At 70.8% G+C, this 18,197-nt stretch carries 27 protein-coding genes and 1 pseudogene; 23 read left to right on the top strand and 5 right to left on the bottom strand.

Annotated elements, in window-relative coordinates:
- Positions 1–20 precede the first annotated feature (20 nt).
- Positions 21–1,412, top strand: coding sequence for an ABC transporter permease subunit (locus tag IW256_RS20440; RefSeq protein ID WP_420535454.1), 1,392 nt, complete (start codon positions 21–23; stop codon positions 1,410–1,412).
- On the top strand, positions 1,409–2,398 hold the full coding sequence (locus IW256_RS20435) for a carbohydrate ABC transporter permease (RefSeq protein WP_197012520.1): 990 nt from the start codon (positions 1,409–1,411) through the stop codon (positions 2,396–2,398). Before IW256_RS20440 ends, IW256_RS20435 begins: the two co-directional genes overlap by 4 nt.
- Before the next feature lie 130 nt (positions 2,399–2,528).
- Here the strand turns inward: IW256_RS20435 and IW256_RS20430 are convergent, their stop codons facing one another.
- The gene (locus IW256_RS20430) at positions 2,529–3,764 is read right to left on the bottom strand and encodes an ABC transporter ATP-binding protein (protein ID WP_197012519.1); all 1,236 of its coding nucleotides are present in this window, start codon (positions 3,762–3,764) and stop codon (positions 2,529–2,531) included.
- A gap of 105 nt (positions 3,765–3,869) precedes the next feature.
- Here IW256_RS20430 and IW256_RS20425 point away from each other — a divergent pair, with 105 nt between their 5' ends.
- A complete protein-coding gene (locus IW256_RS20425) occupies positions 3,870–4,967 on the top strand; it encodes a LacI family DNA-binding transcriptional regulator (protein WP_307828970.1) in 1,098 nt (365 codons plus the stop codon).
- An 88-nt stretch (positions 4,968–5,055) separates the two neighbouring features.
- On the top strand, positions 5,056–5,511 hold the full coding sequence (locus IW256_RS20420; protein WP_197012517.1) for an Lrp/AsnC family transcriptional regulator: 456 nt from the start codon (positions 5,056–5,058) through the stop codon (positions 5,509–5,511).
- 67 nt (positions 5,512–5,578) lie between these two features.
- Here the strand turns inward: IW256_RS20420 and IW256_RS20415 are convergent, their stop codons facing one another.
- A complete protein-coding gene (locus IW256_RS20415; RefSeq protein ID WP_197012516.1) occupies positions 5,579–6,487 on the bottom strand; it encodes a TIGR03619 family F420-dependent LLM class oxidoreductase in 909 nt (302 codons plus the stop codon).
- Between the two features lie 36 nt (positions 6,488–6,523).
- A pseudogene (locus IW256_RS20410) lies at positions 6,524–6,943 on the bottom strand (pyridoxal-5'-phosphate-dependent protein subunit beta); the annotation flags it as partial.
- Between the two features lie 31 nt (positions 6,944–6,974).
- On the opposite strand from IW256_RS20410, the gene IW256_RS20405 reads away from it, so the two are divergent.
- Positions 6,975–8,495, top strand: a complete 1,521-nt coding sequence (locus tag IW256_RS20405; RefSeq protein WP_197012515.1) for a recombinase family protein — start codon at positions 6,975–6,977, stop codon at positions 8,493–8,495.
- 59 nt (positions 8,496–8,554) lie between these two features.
- On the opposite strand, the gene IW256_RS20400 is transcribed toward IW256_RS20405, so the two are convergent.
- Positions 8,555–8,959 carry a hypothetical protein gene (locus IW256_RS20400; RefSeq protein ID WP_197012514.1) on the bottom strand — a complete coding sequence of 135 codons (405 nt, stop codon included), beginning with the start codon at positions 8,957–8,959 and terminating at the stop codon, positions 8,555–8,557.
- A gap of 176 nt (positions 8,960–9,135) precedes the next feature.
- A complete protein-coding gene (locus tag IW256_RS20395; RefSeq protein WP_197012513.1) occupies positions 9,136–9,666 on the bottom strand; it encodes a helix-turn-helix domain-containing protein in 531 nt (176 codons plus the stop codon).
- Between the two features lie 199 nt (positions 9,667–9,865).
- Between IW256_RS20395 and IW256_RS20390 the strand changes: the two genes are divergently transcribed.
- The 18 genes from IW256_RS20390 to IW256_RS20305 all read left to right on the top strand — a co-directional run bounded on the left by IW256_RS20390 (position 9,866) and on the right by IW256_RS20305 (position 18,157).
- Positions 9,866–10,138, top strand: a complete 273-nt coding sequence (locus IW256_RS20390; RefSeq protein WP_197012512.1) for a hypothetical protein — start codon at positions 9,866–9,868, stop codon at positions 10,136–10,138.
- Entirely contained in the window at positions 10,135–10,344 is a 210-nt protein-coding gene (locus tag IW256_RS20385; RefSeq protein ID WP_197012511.1) for a hypothetical protein, read from the top strand. Before IW256_RS20390 ends, IW256_RS20385 begins: the two co-directional genes overlap by 4 nt.
- Positions 10,345–10,433: 89 nt before the next feature.
- Positions 10,434–10,571 carry a hypothetical protein gene (locus IW256_RS20380; protein ID WP_197012510.1) on the top strand — a complete coding sequence of 46 codons (138 nt, stop codon included), beginning with the start codon at positions 10,434–10,436 and terminating at the stop codon, positions 10,569–10,571.
- The gene (locus IW256_RS20375) at positions 10,568–10,780 is read left to right on the top strand and encodes a hypothetical protein (protein ID WP_197012509.1); all 213 of its coding nucleotides are present in this window, start codon (positions 10,568–10,570) and stop codon (positions 10,778–10,780) included. The genes IW256_RS20380 and IW256_RS20375 overlap by 4 nt, the downstream gene beginning before the upstream one ends.
- The gene (locus IW256_RS20370; protein ID WP_197012508.1) at positions 10,773–11,030 is read left to right on the top strand and encodes a hypothetical protein; all 258 of its coding nucleotides are present in this window, start codon (positions 10,773–10,775) and stop codon (positions 11,028–11,030) included. Before IW256_RS20375 ends, IW256_RS20370 begins: the two co-directional genes overlap by 8 nt.
- Complete coding sequence (locus tag IW256_RS20365; RefSeq protein ID WP_197012507.1) at positions 11,023–11,289, top strand: hypothetical protein; 267 nt, start codon at positions 11,023–11,025, stop codon at positions 11,287–11,289. The genes IW256_RS20370 and IW256_RS20365 overlap by 8 nt, the downstream gene beginning before the upstream one ends.
- Complete coding sequence (locus IW256_RS20360; RefSeq protein ID WP_197012506.1) at positions 11,286–11,612, top strand: hypothetical protein; 327 nt, start codon at positions 11,286–11,288, stop codon at positions 11,610–11,612. The genes IW256_RS20365 and IW256_RS20360 overlap by 4 nt, the downstream gene beginning before the upstream one ends.
- Positions 11,605–12,222, top strand: a complete 618-nt coding sequence (locus IW256_RS20355; RefSeq protein WP_197012505.1) for a hypothetical protein — start codon at positions 11,605–11,607, stop codon at positions 12,220–12,222. The genes IW256_RS20360 and IW256_RS20355 overlap by 8 nt, the downstream gene beginning before the upstream one ends.
- Positions 12,215–12,628 (top strand): hypothetical protein, encoded by a 414-nt coding sequence (locus tag IW256_RS20350; protein WP_197012504.1) that lies wholly within the window; start codon positions 12,215–12,217, stop codon positions 12,626–12,628. The genes IW256_RS20355 and IW256_RS20350 overlap by 8 nt, the downstream gene beginning before the upstream one ends.
- Entirely contained in the window at positions 12,621–13,754 is a 1,134-nt protein-coding gene (locus IW256_RS20345) for a hypothetical protein (protein ID WP_197012503.1), read from the top strand. The genes IW256_RS20350 and IW256_RS20345 overlap by 8 nt, the downstream gene beginning before the upstream one ends.
- Positions 13,751–14,155 carry a hypothetical protein gene (locus tag IW256_RS20340; protein WP_197012502.1) on the top strand — a complete coding sequence of 135 codons (405 nt, stop codon included), beginning with the start codon at positions 13,751–13,753 and terminating at the stop codon, positions 14,153–14,155. The genes IW256_RS20345 and IW256_RS20340 overlap by 4 nt, the downstream gene beginning before the upstream one ends.
- Positions 14,152–14,418, top strand: a complete 267-nt coding sequence (locus IW256_RS20335) for a hypothetical protein (protein ID WP_197012501.1) — start codon at positions 14,152–14,154, stop codon at positions 14,416–14,418. The genes IW256_RS20340 and IW256_RS20335 overlap by 4 nt, the downstream gene beginning before the upstream one ends.
- Positions 14,419–14,429: 11 nt before the next feature.
- Complete coding sequence (locus tag IW256_RS20330; RefSeq protein WP_197012500.1) at positions 14,430–14,606, top strand: hypothetical protein; 177 nt, start codon at positions 14,430–14,432, stop codon at positions 14,604–14,606.
- The gene (locus IW256_RS20325; RefSeq protein WP_197012499.1) at positions 14,603–14,893 is read left to right on the top strand and encodes a hypothetical protein; all 291 of its coding nucleotides are present in this window, start codon (positions 14,603–14,605) and stop codon (positions 14,891–14,893) included. Before IW256_RS20330 ends, IW256_RS20325 begins: the two co-directional genes overlap by 4 nt.
- A 202-nt stretch (positions 14,894–15,095) precedes the next feature.
- The gene (locus tag IW256_RS20320; protein WP_197012498.1) at positions 15,096–15,644 is read left to right on the top strand and encodes a hypothetical protein; all 549 of its coding nucleotides are present in this window, start codon (positions 15,096–15,098) and stop codon (positions 15,642–15,644) included.
- On the top strand, positions 15,641–16,783 hold the full coding sequence (locus IW256_RS20315; protein ID WP_197012497.1) for a hypothetical protein: 1,143 nt from the start codon (positions 15,641–15,643) through the stop codon (positions 16,781–16,783). The genes IW256_RS20320 and IW256_RS20315 overlap by 4 nt, the downstream gene beginning before the upstream one ends.
- Position 16,784: 1 nt before the next feature.
- A complete protein-coding gene (locus IW256_RS20310) occupies positions 16,785–17,813 on the top strand; it encodes a recombination directionality factor (RefSeq protein WP_197012496.1) in 1,029 nt (342 codons plus the stop codon).
- Positions 17,810–18,157: a hypothetical protein gene (locus IW256_RS20305; RefSeq protein ID WP_197012495.1), complete on the top strand. Its 348-nt coding sequence runs from the start codon at positions 17,810–17,812 to the stop codon at positions 18,155–18,157. The genes IW256_RS20310 and IW256_RS20305 overlap by 4 nt, the downstream gene beginning before the upstream one ends.
- Positions 18,158–18,197: the final 40 nt, after the last annotated feature.

Here is an 18,197-nt window from a genome sequence, read left to right as displayed (position 1 = left end):
ACGACGAGGCGCCCAAAGGCGTGGCGCCCGGCGACGAGGTGCCCGAGGGCGGGGTGCCGCCGGCCGGACAGGCCGGCGGCGCCGCCGCCGCGGCGACGAAGGGCAAGGGCGGCAAGGCCGGGCGCGACGGGCTCACCCCGCCGTCCTGGCTGGCGCTGACGTTCCTGCTCCCGGCGCTGCTGCTGCTCGGGTTCCTGGTGGTATATCCGATCGTCTACTCGGTGATCCGCAGCTTCTTCGACGCTGACGGCAGCGGGTTCGTCGGGCTCGACAACTACATAGGGATCTTCCAGGGGCATGACAACCTGGTGTCGGTGCGCAACACCGCGATCTGGGTGGTGGTGGCACCGACCCTGGTGACCATCGTCGGCCTGGTGTTCGCCGTGCTCACCGAGCGGATCCGCTGGGCCACCGTGTTCAAGCTGGTGGTGTTCATGCCGATGGCGATCTCTTTCCTCGCCTCCGGCGTGATCTTCCGGCTGGTCTACGAGCAGGACCCCGACAAGGGCGTGGCCAACGCCGCGATGGTCGCCGTCCACGACACCTTCGCCGGCGGCGCGAGCTATCCCGGCGCGGGTCCCCGCAACGGCGACGGCCAGCCGGTGCGGGCCGAGGGCGGCGCCGTCGTCGGCACCGCACCGGTCGGGGCGGGGCAGAGCGCCCTGCTCCCGCTCGTGCGGGTCAAGCCCGAGGACCTGCCCGCGGACGCCAAGCCGGCCGCCGCCCCGCCCGCGGCCAAGGCCGGGCAGCTGACCGGCACCGTGTGGTTCGACTTCACACGCGGTGGCGGCGGCACCCTCAACCAGCCCAACCCCGGTGAATCGGGCCTGCCCGGCGTCAAGGTCGAGGCGGTAAGGGACGGCAAGGTGGCCGGTGAGGCCACCACCCGGCCGGACGGGACGTTCACCATCGGCGGCCTGCCCTCGGGAACGTTCACCGTCCGGCTGCCGCAGGACAACTTCACCGCCTCCTACGGCGGCGCGGAATGGCTCGGCGGCACCCTGATCACACCCGCCATCATCGCGTCCTACCTGTGGGTGTGGGCGGGCTTCGCGATGGTCCTGATCGCCGCCGGGCTCGCCGCGATACCCCGGGACGCGCTGGAGGCCGCACGGGTGGACGGCGCGACCGAATGGCAGGTGTTCCGGCGGGTGACGATCCCGCTGCTGGCACCGGTCCTGATGGTCGTGCTGGTGACCCTGGTCATCAACGTCCTGAAGGTGTTCGACCTGGTGTTCATCATCGGCGGCGGCGATCCGGACGCCAGCGTGCTGGCGTTGTCGATGTGGACCGAGTCGTTCGGCGGCGGCAACGACCAGGGCGCCGGCAGCGCGATCGCGGTGCTGCTGTTCCTGCTGGTCGTGCCCGCCATGCTGTTCAACATCCGGCGTCTTCGGCAGGAGCGGTCATGAGCGCGCAGGACACGGCCACCGGCCCGGGAGGGAGCGGGGCCGAGGACACGGCCACGGGCACCACCGCGGCCGCCGCGGGCGGGACCGCCCGCGGCGGCGGGGGCGTGACCGGCGCGCCCAGGCGGGGCCTGGCCTCCCGGCTGGTGGGAAGGCTCGGCGGCGGCGCCGCCCAGGTACTGCTGGTCCTGGTGGCGCTGTTCTGGCTGGTCCCCACCTTCGGCCTGCTGATGGCCTCGCTGCGCTCCAACGAGGACAACAGCGCCGGCGGATGGTGGAAGGTGTTCACCGCGCCGTCCCAGCTGACCGGCGAGGCCTACACGGCGCTCCTGGACAAGCCCGACTTCGTCGACTCGTTCTGGAACACCGTGATGATCACGGTTCCGGCCACGCTGCTGGTGGTGGGCATCGCCTCGCTGGCCGCCTACGCCTTCGCGTGGATGGAGTTCCCCGGCAGGGACTGGCTGTTCCTGCTGGTGGTGGCGCTGCTGGTCGTCCCGGTCCAGGTGGCGCTGATCCCGGTCGCCAAGCTGTACGGGCGGATCGACTTCGGCGGCTTCCAGATGTTCGGGTCGGTCACCGGCGTGGTGCTGTTCCACGTGGCGTTCGGGCTGCCGTTCGCCATCTTCCTGCTGCGCAACTTCTTCGCCGCGATCCCGCGCGACCTGCTGGAGGCGGCGCGGATGGACGGCGGGTCGGAGTGGACGATCTTCCGCCGGGTGATCTTCCCGCTGGGCGGCCCGGCGATCGCCTCGCTGGGGATCTTCCAGTTCCTGTGGGTGTGGAACGACCTGCTGGTCTCGCTGGTGTTCTCCAACACCGACTCGCAGCCGATGACCAAGTGGCTGCAGTCGCAGATGCGGCAGTTCACCGGGAACATCGACGTGCTGGCACCCGGCGCGTTCCTGTCGCTGATCATCCCGCTGGTGGTGTTCTTCGCCTTCCAGCGGTACTTCGTGCAGGGCGTGCTGGCCGGCTCGGTCAAGTGAACGGCGCGACCCCCGCGCCCTGAGGGGCGCGGGGGCGGGTACGGCGAACGGCCCCCGGGAACCCGGTCATCGGGTTCCCGGGGGCCGTCGGCGTCCGCCCGCGCCCGTCCAGGCAGGGCCGGGCCGTTCCCTACTTGCTCAGGGGCGTGCCGGCGGCCGCGGCGTCCGCGTGGCCGATGGACAGGCCGCTGGCGGGGTCGAAGAAGTGCAGGCGGCGGGTGTCGACGGCCAGCTCGATGTCCTGGCCGGGCCGCACGTGCGAGCGGGCGTTGACCCGGGCGGTCCACAGCGCCTTGTTCTCGACCAGCGGGATCGCCATCTCGGTCTCGCCCTCGGCGGCGTCCTCGGCCAGGTCCGCGGTGTCCTTGTGCTCCACCGGCGGGGCGTCGATGGTGAAGATGACGTTGATCTCGCTGCCCAGCTCCTCGGTCACGCTGGCGGTGGCGCTCAGCGGCGCCCAGTCCGGCTTGGCGTGCGCGGCGTCCTCGAAGTCGGACGGGCGGATCCCCAGGATGACCGGACGGCCGAGGTAGCCCTCCAGGCCCGGCTTGGCCTCCAGCAGCTCGCCGGGCACCGGCAGGGTGAAGCCGGCGAAGGAGACCTGCGTGCCGCCGTCGCCGCGCGTCAGCTCGGCGGAGACGAAGTTCATCGCCGGGGAGCCGATGAACCCGGCGACGAACAGGTTGACCGGGTTGTCGAACAGCCGCTGCGGCGTGTCGACCTGCTGCAGCTTGCCCTCCCGCAGCACGCAGACCCGGTCGCCCAGGGTCATCGCCTCGACCTGGTCGTGGGTGACGTACACGGTGGTGACCTTGAGCCGCTCGTGCAGCTGGCTGAGCGAGGCGCGCATCGACACGCGCAGCTTGGCGTCCAGGTTGGACAGCGGCTCGTCCATCAGGAACGCCTGCGGCTCGCGGACGATCGCGCGGCCCATCGCCACCCGCTGCCGCTGGCCGCCCGACAGCGCGGCGGGCTTGCGCGACAGGTACTGCTCCAGGCCGAGCATCTTGGCGGCCTCGCGGACCTTCGCGGCGCGGTCCTCCTTGGAGACGCCGCGCAGCTTCAGCCCGAACGCCAGGTTCTGCTCGACCGTCATGTGCGGGTACAGGGCGTAGTTCTGGAAGACCATGGCGATGTCGCGGTCCTTGGGCGCCAGGTCGTTCACCACCCGCTCGCCGATGGAGATCTTGCCGTCGGAGATCTCCTCCAGGCCCGCGATCATCCGCAGCGCGGTGGACTTGCCGCAGCCCGACGGCCCGACCAGCACCATGAACTCGCCGTCGCGGATCTCCAGGTCGAGCCCGTCCACGGCCTTGACGCCACCGGCGTACACCTTGTCGACCTGCTCCAGCACGATCTTGGCCATCCCACACCTCTCGATGGAAACGTTTCCAACGCCCGACCGCCCACCAGGGCGTTTTACTTGTGGCTGGAGTAAACATCATGGAAACGTTTCCAGAGAATGGGGAACGTGAGAAGATGTCCGCCGGGCGCGCGGAAGGGGGCGGCGGTGGCGGACCGGCGGACGGCGACGATCAAGGACGTGGCGGCGGCGGCCGGGGTCGGCATCGCGACCGTCTCCCGGGTCTTCTCGGGCACCGGCTCGGTCAGCGCCGGCACCCGTGAACGCGTCCTGGCCGCCGCCCGCGACCTGGACTACCGGCCCAGCGCGCTGGGGCGCGGCCTGAAGCTGCGGCGCAGCGGCGGCATCGGCGTGGTCGTCCCCGACGTCACCGACCCGTTCTGCGCCGAACTGCTGGCCGGGGTGCTGGCGTGCGCGCGCACCCTCGGCGAGCACGTGATCGTCGACGCCGCGCACGGCGACCCCGGCCGGGAGGCCGAGATCGTCGACCGCCTCGTCGAGCAGCGGGTGGACGGCCTCATCGCCCTCCCCGCGGGCGGCACCGCCGCCTGGCGCGCCGCCGCCCGGATCGGGGCCAGCGTCGTCTTCGCCGACCGGGTGCCGCCCGGACTGGAGGACGTCCCCGCCGTCCTCGCCGACGACCGCGCCGGCGTGCGCACCCTCACCGAGTACCTGGTCGGCCTCGGCCACCGCCGGATCGCCTTCCTCGGCGCCACCGCCCCCGGCGCCCCGGGAGCCCCCGCCGAGGTACGGGAGAGCGCCTTCCGCGACACCCTGCGCGCCCTGGGCGTGACGGTGGAGGAGGACCTGATCGTCGCCGCCCGGCCCGAGCGCGACAGCGCCTACGCCGCCGCGGCCGGCCTCCTGCAGCGGCGCGGCGACCTCACCGCCGTCCTGGCCGCCGGGCACCTGCCCGGCGAGGCCGCCGTCATGGTGGCCCGCGAGCTGGACCTGCGCGTCCCCGCCGACATCTCCATCGCCATGGTCGACGACGTGCCGTGGGCCGAGCTGTGCGACCCGCCCCTCACCGCGATCGCCCGGCCCGCCCACGACATCGGCTACCGCGCGTGCGAGATGCTGCTGCGCGACCGGACCCGCCGTACCCGGGGCGGCCCGGTGCTGCTTCCGGCCGAACTGATGATCCGCGGAAGCTGCGGCCCGCTCCGGACGGCCCGCCCGTCCCGCAGGACCACCCGCGCGGGATGAACCGGACGGCCTGAAAGAGACCAGGTCGTGTCCATACGGATCGGGCGTGGCCCTGCGCCGGTGCCCGCCGGCGCGCTAGATTTCCGGGGTGGAGGAGATCGATCGTCAGATCCTGGCGTCCCTGGCGCGGGACGGCCGGATGAGCTTCACCGATCTGGCCAAGGAGACGGGCCTGTCGGTGTCGGCCGTGCACCAGCGGGTGCGGCGGCTGCAGAAGCGCGGCGTCGTCAAGGGGTTCACGGCCCAGCTGGACAGCGAGCAGATCGGGCTGCCGCTCACCGCGTTCGTCTCGATCAAACCGATCGACCCGGCGGCGCCCGACGACGCCCCCGACCGGCTGACCGGTATCACCGCGATCGAGGCGTGCCATTCGGTGGCGGGGGAGGAGAGCTACATCCTGAAGGTCAGGGTGGCCTCACCCAACGCCCTGGAGAACCTGCTCCAGGAGATCCGGGCCGCCGCCAACGTCGCCACCCGCACCACCGTGGTCCTCAGCACCCCCTGGGAGGGCCGGCCCCCGCCCCTCACCGCGCAGGACGCCTGAGCCGGTACCCCCGTCGAACGAGCCCCGGACACCAGCGGGCCCGGGGCGCCGCCGCGGGGCCGGGACGTCAGGCGCCCGGGGCGAACGCCCGCAGCGCCTCACGGGCCCGTTCCATCGACACCCGCGGATCGGCGCCCGGCCCGGTCAGCTCAGGATCGAAGTTCAGGTCGACGAACAGCTCGGTCACGCCCTGCGCCGCGATCTCCTCGAAGTCGGCGCGGATCTCCTCGTGCGACCCGGTGAGCGGGCGCCGGTCCCGTCGCCCCGCCTCCCGCACCCGTACCGCCGCCCGGCACACGAACCGCAGCGCCGACGGGTCGCGCCCGGCCTCCTCCGCCGCCTCCCGGACGACCGCGATCGACCGGCCCAGCGCGGCGGGATCGGCCCGGCTGGAGCTGACCCAGCCCGCCGCCAGGCGCCCCGCGCGGCGCAGCGCGGGCTCGGCCGCGCCGCCCAGCAGGATCGGCGGCTCCGGTGACTGCAGCGGCTTGGGCTCCATCACCACCGGCGGGAACCGGTAGAACTCGCCCTCGAACGCGCTGACCTCCTCGGTCCACAGCGACCGCATCGCCGCCAGGAACTCCTCGGCCCGCGCGCCGCGCCGCTCCATCGGCGCCCCCGCCGCCGCGAACTCCTCGGGCATCCACCCCAGCCCCAGGCCCAGATCGAGCCGGCCCCCCGACACGTGGTCCAGGGTGGCGGCCTGCTTGGCCAGCAGCGCCGGCGAGTAGAACGGCAGGTTGACGATCGCCACGCCCAGCCGGACCCGTTCCGTACGCGCCGCCAGGTAGGCCAGCGTCACCAGCGGGTCGGGCACGGCGCGGTAGGTCTGATCCGGTGAACCGGCCGGGTTGAGCAGGCGCTGCAGCGTCCAGATCGAGTGGTAGCCCCGTTCCTCGGCCTCCCGGGCGACGGCGGCCTGGCCGGCCGGGGTCGCCCAGCCGCCCGACACCGGCACCGCGAACCCGATGAGCACGACGTTCCTCCCTCCGGCCGTCCGGTGCCGACGACCCTACCCCTCGCCCCGTTCCCCGGGCGCCGTCCACCTGCCGGTGTCGAGGAACCGGTCGATCGTCGCCGCGTAGGGCGCGGGGTCCAGCCCCTTCCCGGCCGCCCAGCCGTCGTCGTGCACCGTCCGCAGATGCCGTTCACCGGCGTCGCCGATGAGGGCGACCACGGCGCCCGCGGCACCCTCCCCGCGCATCCGGGCCGCCAGCCGCAGCGCCCCCCACAGGCACGTCCCCGTCGACCCGCCGACCGGGAGCCCGGTGACGGCCCGCACGGCGCGGGCGCCGGCGACGCTGGCGGCGTCGGGGACCGGCACCATCAGGTCGACCAGGGACGGCAGGAAGCCCGGCTCCATCCGCGGGCGCCCGATGCCCTCGATCCGCGACGGCATGCCCGTCGCGTAGTCGCCCGCGCCGGTGGCCCATGCCAATGTCAAGCTATGGCAGACTACCGGCATGGCAGCCTCAACTCCGGATACCCAAGTCCAAGAATGGGTCGCCTATCTGCGGAAATCCAAGGGGCATGCGGGGATCGACCGGCAGCGACGCGACGTTCAGGTACTCCTACAGCGCCGCGGAGGCCGGGTCATCGAAGAGATCGTCGACATCGACGCGACCGCGTTCTCCAAACCCGGGCAGCAGCGAGCACACCGCGATGGCTACCAGAAGATGCTCGACCTCCTCCGCACGGAACGTGGCGGGCCGCCGCTCGGGATCCTGGCATGGCACGCCGACCGCCTCCACCGCAACCCCGCAGAGGTTGAGGACTTCATCGCGATCTGCGCCGCCGGCCAGCACCCCGTGGAAACCGTTCGCTCAGGCGGCTATGAACTGTGGACCCCGACAGGCCGCAAACGGCTCCGCGCGGACGCGAATGAGGCCGCCTATGAGGTCGAGCACCTGATCGACCGGGTAACCGCCGCCATGGAGGAACTCGCACGCGAGGGACGCTGGAAGGGTGGTCAGGTCCCGTTCGGGTACCGGCTGGAGACAGATGACGACGGCATGCGCGTTCTCAGGCCTCACCCGGAGGAGGCCGAGGCGGTCAGGTGGGGGACCATCGCGGTCCTTCAGGGGTTCTCCCTCGGCCACATCGCCCGCGAGTGGAACCGGCGCGGGTTGAAGAACCGGGCGGGCCGGCCCTGGATCCCTTCGAACGTGCGACGGGTCCTGCTGCGGGCCTCCAACGCCGGCCTGCGAGTGCATCGAGGGGAAATCTTCGAGACGTCCCTTGAGGGCGGCAAGGCCGCATGGGAACCGCTGGTCTCCGAAGAACTCTGGAAGGCCGCGAGCGGGATCTTGGTCGACCCGGATCGGCGCACCCAGCTGGGGGTGACACCCAAGTGGTTCGGCAGTGGCCTGTATCTGTGCGGGGTGTGCCGGGCGCCGTTGAGCATCGGTAGCTCTCGGGCCCTCAAACGGGACGGTTCCGGCAAGTACAGGAACTCCTACCGGTGCCGGCGGTCTGGGAAGCACACGTCTCGTGACGCGGAGAACCTGGACGCCTACGTGGAGAAGGTCCTCTTCGCGAGGCTGCGGCGACCGGATCTTCTCCGTCTGATCACGGAGGAAACACCACCTGACCTGGCTGGCATGCGGGCCCGTCTGGAGACTGAGGAGAAGGAGCTCGCGGCGTGGCGGCGCCTTGCGAAGGAGGGGAAGGTGTCGGCGGTCGCGTTCGCCGAATCCGAGCAGGGGGTGCTAAGCCGCATCAGGTCCATCAAGGCCGAGATGGTGGCCGCGGTGCGTTCGCCGGTGTTGGCGGACCTGGTCGGGATCGAGGACATAGAGGCCGTCTGGGAGACGAAGCGTGACGATGCCGCTGGCCTGGCGTGGCGGCGTGCCGTGCTGCAGGAACTCGTGACGGTGGTGGTGTATCCGGCTAAGCGGGGCAAGCCGAAGGGGTGGCGGCCGGGTGAGCCGGCCTTCGACTGGGAGTCGATCGGGCTGGAGTGGCGGCTCCCGCGGGGGACCTGATACGGCAGCGGTCCGCCGGTTCCAGTCCGCGGCACCGATAGGGGCGGACCGTGTGTCGTTTACTGGTGGGGAGAGACGCCGCGTGCCCGGCGGTTCGCGTGCTTGCGCCGCTGTTCTTGGGGCGCGTCGCTGGAGTCGGCCACGCGGACGCGACGGCCGGCGCGGTTTGTCAGGTCCACGTTGATGACCGGCTGCTGGTCGAGGTCTGCGCCCAGGGCATCGGCGACGGCACGGATCTCCATCCAGACGTCGACGGCCTGGGCGGGCGTGACGGGTGCTTGCCCCGGGCAGACGACCAGGTGGACGGTACGGCCGCTGACAGTCGCCGGGTGGGAGATGTGCGAGGCCCGGGACTGGAGGGCTTCGGTGACCTGGGGTGGGACGTATGAGGCGACGGCTGCGCGGGCGAGCCGGTCGAGCGGGTCGTCGGGGTGGGCGCCGTAGTCATCGCCGTTGATGGACATGCAGGCACTACCTCACACGTTGATCGCTATTTGATCTTGTTGTGGGTGTGCCAACGCCCTCGTGTCTATGAGACGCCTTATGGGCGGTTGTTGGTGACCGTATCCGCCTGTCGTTATTCATCCGTTACATGCGGATATGTGGTAAATCACCACCTCGGCAAGCAGTCCGACGGAAACTACTCGACGCGCCGGAGTCTCGACGGCCTGGTCACGTTCCGCTTCATCATCTCGCCGAGCACCCCCGTGAGCGCGTCGATGCTCTCATCGATGCCGGGCGGGGGCTCGGTGCCGTTTCGGTAGCTGCGGACGATGCGGACCATGTGGGCCGCTAGTGCCCGCTCCTCCCGCGTGAGACCGCGGACCTCCCAGATCTGCCGCTCGCCCTCGGGGAGGTCTTCGACGCTGATCTCTGAGGGGATGTCGGGATTCGGGTCGGGGGTGCCGGTGGAGGTGACTTCTTCTCGGGTGGCCAGGCCGGCGTGCACGAGCATGTCGGACAGTTGGTAGCCGAGGACCCGGCCGATCTTGCGGAGGTTGTCGATCGACGGTTCAACGCGGCCGTTGACGAGACGACTCATGCTGGCCTGGGGGATGCCGGCGGCCTCGGCAAGGCGGGTGATGCCTCCGGCTTTGTGGCCGACGAGGGGGTAGCCCTGGCGTGGCATCTCCTTCTGGAGCCACCGCGAGAGGGCAGTCTCGCTGCTCATGGCTGCGGAGTTTAACAGTCACGCGTGAATGGAAGCGGTTTCTTCGCGTATACGTACTGGTAGTCGGCGTGTGAGCTCTTCGTGGTGTCGAACGTCTGAGCGACCGCGGGTGGTGACCTGCGAGACCGCCACACAGATTCATGGGTGAATGTGACCAAGGCACTTGCGATCATATGCGCATGTGAGTACCTTCGTATGCGTGACTGAATATCAGCCGCCTCGGCCAGCAGTCCGCCGCATCGTTGACCTCAACCGAGACCGCTACCGCGAGCTCGTGGCGTCCGAGGGATGGGGAACCCAGCAGGAGCAGGCACTGGCGCTTGGTGTTTCCCAGGCGACTATCAGCCGGGTCCTTGAGTGCGGCCAGGCGCCAGGCCAGTACTTCATCGGTGCTCTGATCTTCGCGTTCCCCGACGAGGTCAAGAACCTGTTCGTCAGCGTTGAGGACGCCACTCTGCGGCGGTCGGCGTGACCGCCGACGCCAAGCCGGCCTGGTGGCGGCCCGGCATGCCGGACTCCGAGGTCCGCATGTGGGAGGCCGCTGAACGCGCCGCTGCTGAGGCACCCGTGATCGAGCAGGGCAGCGATACCTGGCTGCGCCTGAAGCCGCTGCTGGCTCCGATCGGCGAAGGCATCCGCGAGATGCGCGCCGAGCAGGAGCAGAAGCCCGCTGCCTAAAGGGCGGGCCCGGCCGGGATAGCGCCCCGGTCCGAGCCCTTGCCGCCCCGACAACTCCAGAACAAGCAGAGGAAGGAAGTCGGAACGACATGAGACAGCGTATCGCCAAGCTCGCCGCCGCTCTGGTGGTGAAGGCGAACGACATCGAGCTGGGGACGGTGCGGGTCTGCACCACCCACGGCAATGTCTTCGCCGCGAATGAGGCGTGCCCGAGGTGCGCGTCATGACCCCCGAGTCCGCCGCCACCACGGTCACCTCCCAGGACCCGCCCGTCCCGCCCGCCGGGGCCGCGCCCTTTCCTGGCCCGGATCAGGGCCTGGCGCAGGGGCCCGCTCGCACCGCACCGAGGCCGCAGGGCCCGGACGGCATGAGCGCCCTGACCGACCTCGCCCAGCAGACCCGCACCGACCAGGACGGAGGCCCCACTGATGGCTGACCGCACGATCGGCTACCCGCAGGCGCTCGACATCAACGCGGGCATCCGCGCCCTGGAACGCCGCCGCCCCTACACCACCGAGGTCGCGGCGACGGTGGCGCTGCTGGAGGGCATCCGCGACTGCCACCACCCGGCGCACGACCACCCCGAGGCCGACGAGTGCGTGTGCGGCGGCGAGTGGCCCTGCATCGACGTGTCCGGGGCCATGACCCTCGCCGCCGCGATCGTGGAGGGAGAAGGCCGTGGCTGAGCAGATCGCGGCGGCAATCCGCGACCCGAACTCCGGCGCGATGCCTGTGCAGGTCGCCGTGTACTGCGACGACTGCGGGCGCACCGATGCGCGCGACTACCTGGTCGTCGAGACCTCCACCAAGGCAGAGCGGTTCGAGGTGGCCCGCAAGCACCTGCGGAACGAGGGCTGGCAGTGCGACGCGCACGGCGACTACTGCCCGGACTGCGTCGCCACGAGCTGGAGCGGCGAGGACGACCAGGACGGAGACCAGCAGTGAAGATCACCCTCGCGCACCGGCACTACGGCGTCCACACCAACCGCGCCCAGACCGAGATCCCCGGAAGCTTCAGTGACTACGCCACGCCGAGCCCCGGGACCGCCCGCGACACCTACGTCATCAACGAGGAGTTGCTGATCTCCGCGCTCCCGGACGGGTTCCTCCCCGTCGAGCCCCGCCGCATCCTGCTCGCGGTCGTGGACGAGACCGGCGGGACCGGTCAGCGCCGCCTGTCGCGGTTCCGCGATTGGGCGAAGTACTTCGACGCCTACTGCCTGAACCTGCACGCCGATGAGAAGGGCGGAGGCCGGACCGATGGCTGAATACCCGGACTACGACGTCCACCGCTTCCTGCCCGACGTCGCCGACCACGAGATGACCGTGCTGCACGACGACGGCCTGTACCGGCACCTGCGGTTCAAGGCCCCCGGCCACGGCTTCTCCTGGTTCGACCTGATCACCTGGCCTTGGACGCTCGCCTTCCGAGGCGACATGGGCGGGTTCATGTTCAGCCGGGTTGAGGACATGTTCCAGTTCTTCCGCCACCCCGGCATCAACCCCAACTACTGGGCAGAGAAGACGCCCGCCGGCCGCGACAGCGTCACGGCATACGACATCGACCTGTTCAAGCAGCAGGTCACCGAGCACGTCGCCCAGGCGATCCGTGACCGCGAAGCGCCCAAGGGCATCAGCCGCGCGATCCGGCACATGTTCGAGCAGGGCGACATCACCTGGGAGGGCGGCGCCCGGGACGAGCTGGAGTACTTCGAGTACGAAGGCTTCCGCTTCACCGACACCTTCGAGTGGGATTTCCGCGACTTCACCTGGCAGTTCCTGTGGGCCTGCCACGCGATCCGCTGGGGCATCGAGCAGTACGACGCCGCGCTCCGCGTCCTGGCCACCACCGAACGGGAGGTGGTCGGCCATGGCTGAGCCGATGAGCGACGAGCAGATCGCCGAGATCCGGAAGCACATCAAGCAGGTGGACTTCCTGACCTTCGCTGCCCCACCCAAGGAAGGCAGCGGGCGGAACGGGCGAATCACCGAAGTCACCTTGCAGGGGCGCGATGACCTTGAGGCCCTAGCGGAACTGATCGGCGCCGACGTACCTGCGCTGCTGGAGGAGGTGAAGCGGCTCCGCGAGCGTATGGCGATCGTCGAGGCGTTCGTCGCCGACCGGGCGCAGTTCGTCACCGCGATCGTCAACTGCCATCCCGACAACGCCCACGACTACGACCGGTGGCAGGGGCACGCCGAGGGACGGCGGCAGCTCGCTCAGCAGCTCGGCCTGCCCGTGGCCTGGCCCGGCGACCAGAACGGAGACCGGACCGATGGCTGAGATCTCCCTGCCTCCCAGCAGCCGGTACCTCGGCAGCCTCCTCACCGTCACCCGGCCAGACGGCCGCACCGTCACCGGCGTCCTGGCCGTCGTCGGCGAGGACGGCATCACCCTCCAGCAGGCGATGGGAGCGGAGGACCGTGTGCCGCACGCGGAGATCGTCTCGGCGCGGACCATCGAGACGGAGCCGCCCGCGACCGGGGGCATGAGCGACGAGCGGCTCGCCAAGATCCGGGAGCATGTGGCGCTGCTCGACAACATCTACGGATGCTTCGACGACCTGCACCGCACGTTCGCCCGGGACGTCACCGAACTGCTGGCCGAGGTGAAGCGGCTCCGGGACCTGCGCGTCAAGGACATGCACTGGGAGGCGCACCTCGGCGAGGCCCTGTGGAACGGGCAGGGCTCGATCGCCGAACTCGCCGAGCAGGTGACCAAGCTCCGCGCCGAGATGGCCGAAGTCCGCACCCAGCGGGACGAGGCCCAGGCCGCCCTCGACCGGCTCCGTGCCGCCGCCCTCGAAGCCTCCGAGGACCTGCGCGCCGCGAACGGCCGCATCGCCGTACAGGAGGACCAGATCGGCCTCCTGACGCTCAAGCTCACGCGCGCCGAGCGGGAGCGGGACGAGGCCCGCGCCCAGCGTGGCGCCGTCGCCAAGGCGGCCGACGCCGACGACGCCCGGCACGCCGCCGCCGAAGAGGACGCCGACAAGCAGATCCGCGCCCTGGTCGCCCGTGCCCAGAAGGCCGAGGCCCAGCGCGACGAGGCGTGGACCACGATCACCGAGCTGCGCGCGCAGACCGTCGCACTCGGCAAGGACCTGGAGGACCGCGGCAAGACCATCGTCGAATACCAGCTCGCGCTCGGCCGGATGCAGAACGAGGCCCTCACCGCCAAGGCAGCCCGCGACCGGCTTCAGGCCGAGCTGGACCGCGCCGACGAGCAGCCCCGCGCCCTGGAGGACGGCAAGGACTCCGACGAGTGCACCGGCTGCGGCACGGAGACCACCGATCTGTACGTCGACCCGAGCCCCCGCCCCTCCGAGGCGCAGGCCCAGTACTGCCGGGACTGCGCTGACGGGAAGTTCGACCTGGGCGCCGTGGACGGCGGGGAGGTGCCGCGGTGACTGTCACGCTGACCAAGCCTGCCGAACCGGCGCCGCTCACGCTGGCCCGTAGGGCTCTGGCTGAGGTCGCCAAGCTCCGCGACCACACCGTTGCTCCATCCCACCTGGCCTATGTTCTCGGTGACCTGACCCGCGCTCTCGAGCAGATGGTGACCCTGTTCAACTCCCTCGAGACGACCACCGAGTTCGGCGTCTTCTACTTCTCCCGGACGGCTGGCCGGCACGTGACCGAGCCGTGCCGGGACCGGTTCGACGCCCAGTCGGTGCTGACCCAGACCCGCCGCCGACTCGACGTCGGCGCCCAGTTGGCGGCGCGGGTGAAGCTGCTTCCGCTGCCAGCGGGGGACTGGGTGGTGCTGAGCGCCGAGGACGCTCGCGTGGCGCTGGAGGCGGACCGGTGACCGCCCTGCTGAGCGACGACGCCCGCGCCCTCAGCGCCGCGGTGCTGGTGGCGCTGGACGTGCCGCAGGCCGCCAACTGGGACGACCGCCACCGCAGCGCCGACCTGCTGCACATCCGCGCGGCATTCATACGCGGAGTCCTGGAGAGCGTCCTGGAGAACGGGGACGCGAGTGCGGGCGCCAGCGCGATCCGCAGGGTGGTCGACGACTACCCCGTCACTTACACCCCGCGCGAATCCGAGCAGACCAGGGGTGCCCGGTGAAGGAGTACCTGATGACCAACCTTCCGATGTGGGCGTACCCGGTGATCGCCGTCGTCTGCTTCCCGCTGATGCTGCTCACCTACCTGGCGTGGGCGTCCCGCCGGGCCCGGATGGACAGCGACCTGTGGGAGGGCGGGGACCCTTCCACGCCCCCGCTGGACAGCGAGTGGTCCCGGTGGGCCGCGTGACGTTCACCCCGGCCCCCGAGGGGGTGAACGAGCCCGCCCCGGCAGGGCGCCTTGCGAGGGGTTCCGCTGCCGGGGCGGGTCTCGGGCCCGCTCTGGTCGCCGAGCGGCTCGAGGAGCTCACCGCCACCCCGCAGGCCTGCGCCGCGTTCGCCGCCTACCTGGACGCCCTGGAGGGCACCGGCTTCGGCCGGCGCCCGGCCGAGGCCGCCTACCTCGCCAGCTCCCGCGCTCTGATCGCCGCCGCCAACGGCGCCCCCGCCCCCGAGTCCCACCTGGAGGTGGCCTGACATGGCTCTGCTGTCCCGTACGCGTCGCCCTCGGAGGGGTGGCCGGCATGCGGCCCATACGCCGCTGTGGCATCAGCTTGGCTTCGCCCGCCGCGAGGAGTGCCCGCCGGCGCCGCGGCTGATGACCCCGGACACCGCCCCGGCCGCCACGACTGCGCTGGATCTGCCTGTCCCGGTCGCTGACGCCCGGGTGGTTGTCGGGATGATGTTCGACCCCGACCGTCTCGACCCCTCCCACCGGGTGCGGCTTCCAAGGCTCGACTGGCAGTACACCGCCCACGCCGCGAGCGCCCAGGTCGACCCGGCCCTGGCTGCGGACACGGCCCTGGCTGCGGACACGGCCCTGGCTGCGGACACGGCCCGCGGGGTTGTCGAGGAGTACGCGGCGAGGATGCGCGCCGCCGTCGTGGAGGAGCAGGACGGCGACCGGACGCTGGCCCGGACGAGCTGCGTGTTCTACGGCATCCAGGTGACGGTGTGGGCGGACGTCACCCCCGAGCCCACCGCCGAGTCCGAGGTGCAGCTGGAGCCCCAGCCCCAGCCGGTGCGTGAGCGGCAGCCGCTCGAGCGTGAGGCGCTGGGCTGCCTGGCGACCCAGGAGTTCGCGCCCCTCACCGACGACGTGGACGAGGCCGAGCAGGTCGACGACGGGGCACGGGAGCACCCGGACGCCGACCCCGAGGCGATGCCCGCCTCTCAGGGTGTCGCCTCCTTGCCAGAGCGCGAGTACGACGAGGAAGACGCGGCATGAGCAGGGGCCGTTCCGTTACCCAAGCCGACGGCAGTCGCTACTACTCGCACCCAGTGACCGGGGAACCGCTGATTTCGGTGACCACCGTCCTGTCCAGGACGGACGGCAAACCGCACCTGCGCGAGTGGCACGGGAGCGTCGCCGCAGAGTACGCCGTCGACAACCTCACGCACGTCATGCAGGTAGCGGTGGTGGAAGGCCGCAGTGCGGCGGTCGACCTTGTGAAGGGCCAGGCGAAGCGGCTCCGCAACATCAAGGCCGACGCTGGCACGCACGTCCACGACGTCCAAGAAGCCCTCATTCTCTGGGGCGCATCACCCGACCGCGCTGGCAGCGACATCCCTCTCCCGACGCTCCCGGACCAACTGCACGGCGCCCTGTACGACGGTGAGCCGATCGAGGACGTCATCGACTTCATGGTCGCCGGATTCATCCAGTTCGTCGCGGACTTCGACCCGGTGTTCGAGGCCGCCGAGATGACCGTGTTCAACCGGCTCCTGAAGGTCGCCGGAACCCTCGACACGATCCTCGGGCTGCGCGGTGTCGCACTCTCTCCGGCCGGGCGCCTGGTTGCGGCGCCGGAGCAGATGCTGCGGCTGTGCGTCGACACCAAAACTGGCCGCTACCTCGACGCCACCATCCCCGAGCAGCTCGCCGCTTACCGGCGGATGCGGGAGGCGCTGATGCCGATGGGTCAGGTCGTCCCGTTGCCCCCCACCGACGCGGGCGCAGTACTGCACCTACGGCCCGAACACGCCGACGGCTACCGGCTGATCCCGATCGCCCCGAGGGATGACGCGCACGCGTGGAACAGGTTCCGCCGCGCCGTGGAACTGATCGAGGGCCGATCCCAGGTGGGCGCCAAGCCCGGCAAGGTCGCCCGCCCACTCCGCGCCGACGGCACTGTCCCCGCGCCGCTGCTCAGTGACCTGGACGGCGAAGGCTACGGCCGCGTCCTCGGCCCCCTCCGGCAGGCCGGTCTCACGGACCTGGACGAGGTCGCGTCACTGACCAGCGCCGAGCTGCTGGCGGTGAACCGGATTGGCAAGAAGACCGCCGACACCGTCCGGCAGATGCTCGCCGACCACGGACGCCACCTCGCTGACGAATCCCCCGAGCACGAAGAACAGGTGGCCTGACATGCCCCTTCTCGACATACAGCGCCGCGGTCAGCAGATCGGCCGCCTCCGGATCGGCCAGCAGGTGCCCTCGAAGCAGGACCCGAACAAGATGCGGCCAGCCCGCCTGGACACCTTCCGCTTCACCACGCAGTCCCGGGTCGCCGCCGACGCGATCGCCGAGCTGTACGGCGGGACGGTGAAGGACTGGAACAACGAGTTCGAAGTCATCACGGGCCGCGACACGATCGGCGTGACCGTCCCGCCCCGCGACCAGGTCGTGTCGCAGTGGTACGAAATGTGGAGTAAGGGCGGCTGTTCCCGCCGCTGCGACTCCCAGATCGAGCAGATCAGCGGTGGCCCCTGCCAGTGCCCGCACGCCGATGACCCGAACGACCTGTCTCAGATCGAGGCGGCAGCGAAGGAACGAGCCCGCCTCGCAGCACTGAATCCGCCCCAGGCATGCAAGGCGATCACCCGGATCTCGGTGATGATTCCGGACCTGCCCGGCCTGGGCGTGTTCCGCCTCGACACCCACTCCTACTACGCGGCCGTGGAGATCGGTGATGCCGCGGCGTTGATGCAGGCCGCCCGAGACCAGGGCGTGTTCCTGCCCGCGGTCTTGCGGATCGAGCACCGGCAGCGTGTTGCCCGCGGACGGACCAAGAAGTTCCCGGTGCCGGTGCTCGAGGTCATGGCGACGTTCCGGCAGATCGCGTCGGGCCAACTGGAGGCCGGCGGACTGCAGGCACAGCTTCCGCCGCCACCAGCCGGACAGCAGCGGCAGCTCACCAGCGGCGTCCAGGCTCCCCACCCCACGCCTAGCCAGCTCCCGCAGACAGGGGAGGCGCCACTGACTGCCCAACAGATCGCCGACCGTGCGAAGTCCGCCAGTACCAGGCAGGAGATCGAGGCTCTCGTCGATCTCGCCAAGGACGAGCGAGTGGGCGAAGACCTGGTCGCTACCAGCCCCGACACCTTCGAAGACCTCGCCGACTTCCTCCGCGACCGCTGGCGGGCTCTACCGCAGGCCGGGGGTGAGAAGCAGTGAACCCGTTCACGATCGCTGAGCAGCTCGGCAAACTCGGCGTCGACCTCGATAAGGCCAAGGACGACCTCGGTCGCCTGGAGAACGAGGCGATCGAGGCCGAGGGCGCCTTCCGCGTCAAGTACTCCAAGATTTTCCGCGGAGCGGCTGGGTCGGTTGAGGACCGCAAGCAGATCGCCATCTTCGAGTGCGACGAGGAGTGGCGGATCTGGGGCAAGGCTGCCGCGTTGGTTCGGCTGCAGAAGGAGCACATCCGCGCTCTTCACGCCCGCATCGACGTCGGACGGACCTTGGCAAGCACTGCGCGTGCGGAGGCGTCGCTGGCTCAGTCGGGGTGGTCGCCGTGAAGCGCTCGAGCCGCTTGTCCCGCCGCACCCGACTGAACAC

Source organism: Actinomadura viridis, from assembly GCF_015751755.1.
In the GTDB taxonomy this organism is placed as follows: Bacteria; Actinomycetota; Actinomycetes; order Streptosporangiales; family Streptosporangiaceae; genus Spirillospora; species Spirillospora viridis.
The sequence above is the reverse complement of the archived record's forward strand: the minus strand, read 5'-3'. Positions and strand labels throughout refer to the sequence as shown.

Coding starts and splice junctions, on each gene's coding strand:
- IW256_RS20435 (WP_197012520.1), top strand. CDS start 1,409: ATGAGCGCGCAGGACACGGCCACCGGCCCGGGAGGGAGCGGGGCCGAG.
- IW256_RS20430 (WP_197012519.1), bottom strand. CDS start 3,764: ATGGCCAAGATCGTGCTGGAGCAGGTCGACAAGGTGTACGCCGGTGGC.
- IW256_RS20405 (WP_197012515.1), top strand. CDS start 6,975: ATGGCAGCCTCAACTCCGGATACCCAAGTCCAAGAATGGGTCGCCTAT.
- IW256_RS20400 (WP_197012514.1), bottom strand. CDS start 8,959: ATGTCCATCAACGGCGATGACTACGGCGCCCACCCCGACGACCCGCTC.
- IW256_RS20395 (WP_197012513.1), bottom strand. CDS start 9,666: ATGAGCAGCGAGACTGCCCTCTCGCGGTGGCTCCAGAAGGAGATGCCA.
- IW256_RS20380 (WP_197012510.1), top strand. CDS start 10,434: ATGAGACAGCGTATCGCCAAGCTCGCCGCCGCTCTGGTGGTGAAGGCG.
- IW256_RS20375 (WP_197012509.1), top strand. CDS start 10,568: ATGACCCCCGAGTCCGCCGCCACCACGGTCACCTCCCAGGACCCGCCC.
- IW256_RS20370 (WP_197012508.1), top strand. CDS start 10,773: ATGGCTGACCGCACGATCGGCTACCCGCAGGCGCTCGACATCAACGCG.
- IW256_RS20355 (WP_197012505.1), top strand. CDS start 11,605: ATGGCTGAATACCCGGACTACGACGTCCACCGCTTCCTGCCCGACGTC.
- IW256_RS20350 (WP_197012504.1), top strand. CDS start 12,215: ATGGCTGAGCCGATGAGCGACGAGCAGATCGCCGAGATCCGGAAGCAC.
- IW256_RS20345 (WP_197012503.1), top strand. CDS start 12,621: ATGGCTGAGATCTCCCTGCCTCCCAGCAGCCGGTACCTCGGCAGCCTC.
- IW256_RS20330 (WP_197012500.1), top strand. CDS start 14,430: ATGACCAACCTTCCGATGTGGGCGTACCCGGTGATCGCCGTCGTCTGC.
- IW256_RS20320 (WP_197012498.1), top strand. CDS start 15,096: ATGATGTTCGACCCCGACCGTCTCGACCCCTCCCACCGGGTGCGGCTT.
- IW256_RS20315 (WP_197012497.1), top strand. CDS start 15,641: ATGAGCAGGGGCCGTTCCGTTACCCAAGCCGACGGCAGTCGCTACTAC.
- IW256_RS20310 (WP_197012496.1), top strand. CDS start 16,785: ATGCCCCTTCTCGACATACAGCGCCGCGGTCAGCAGATCGGCCGCCTC.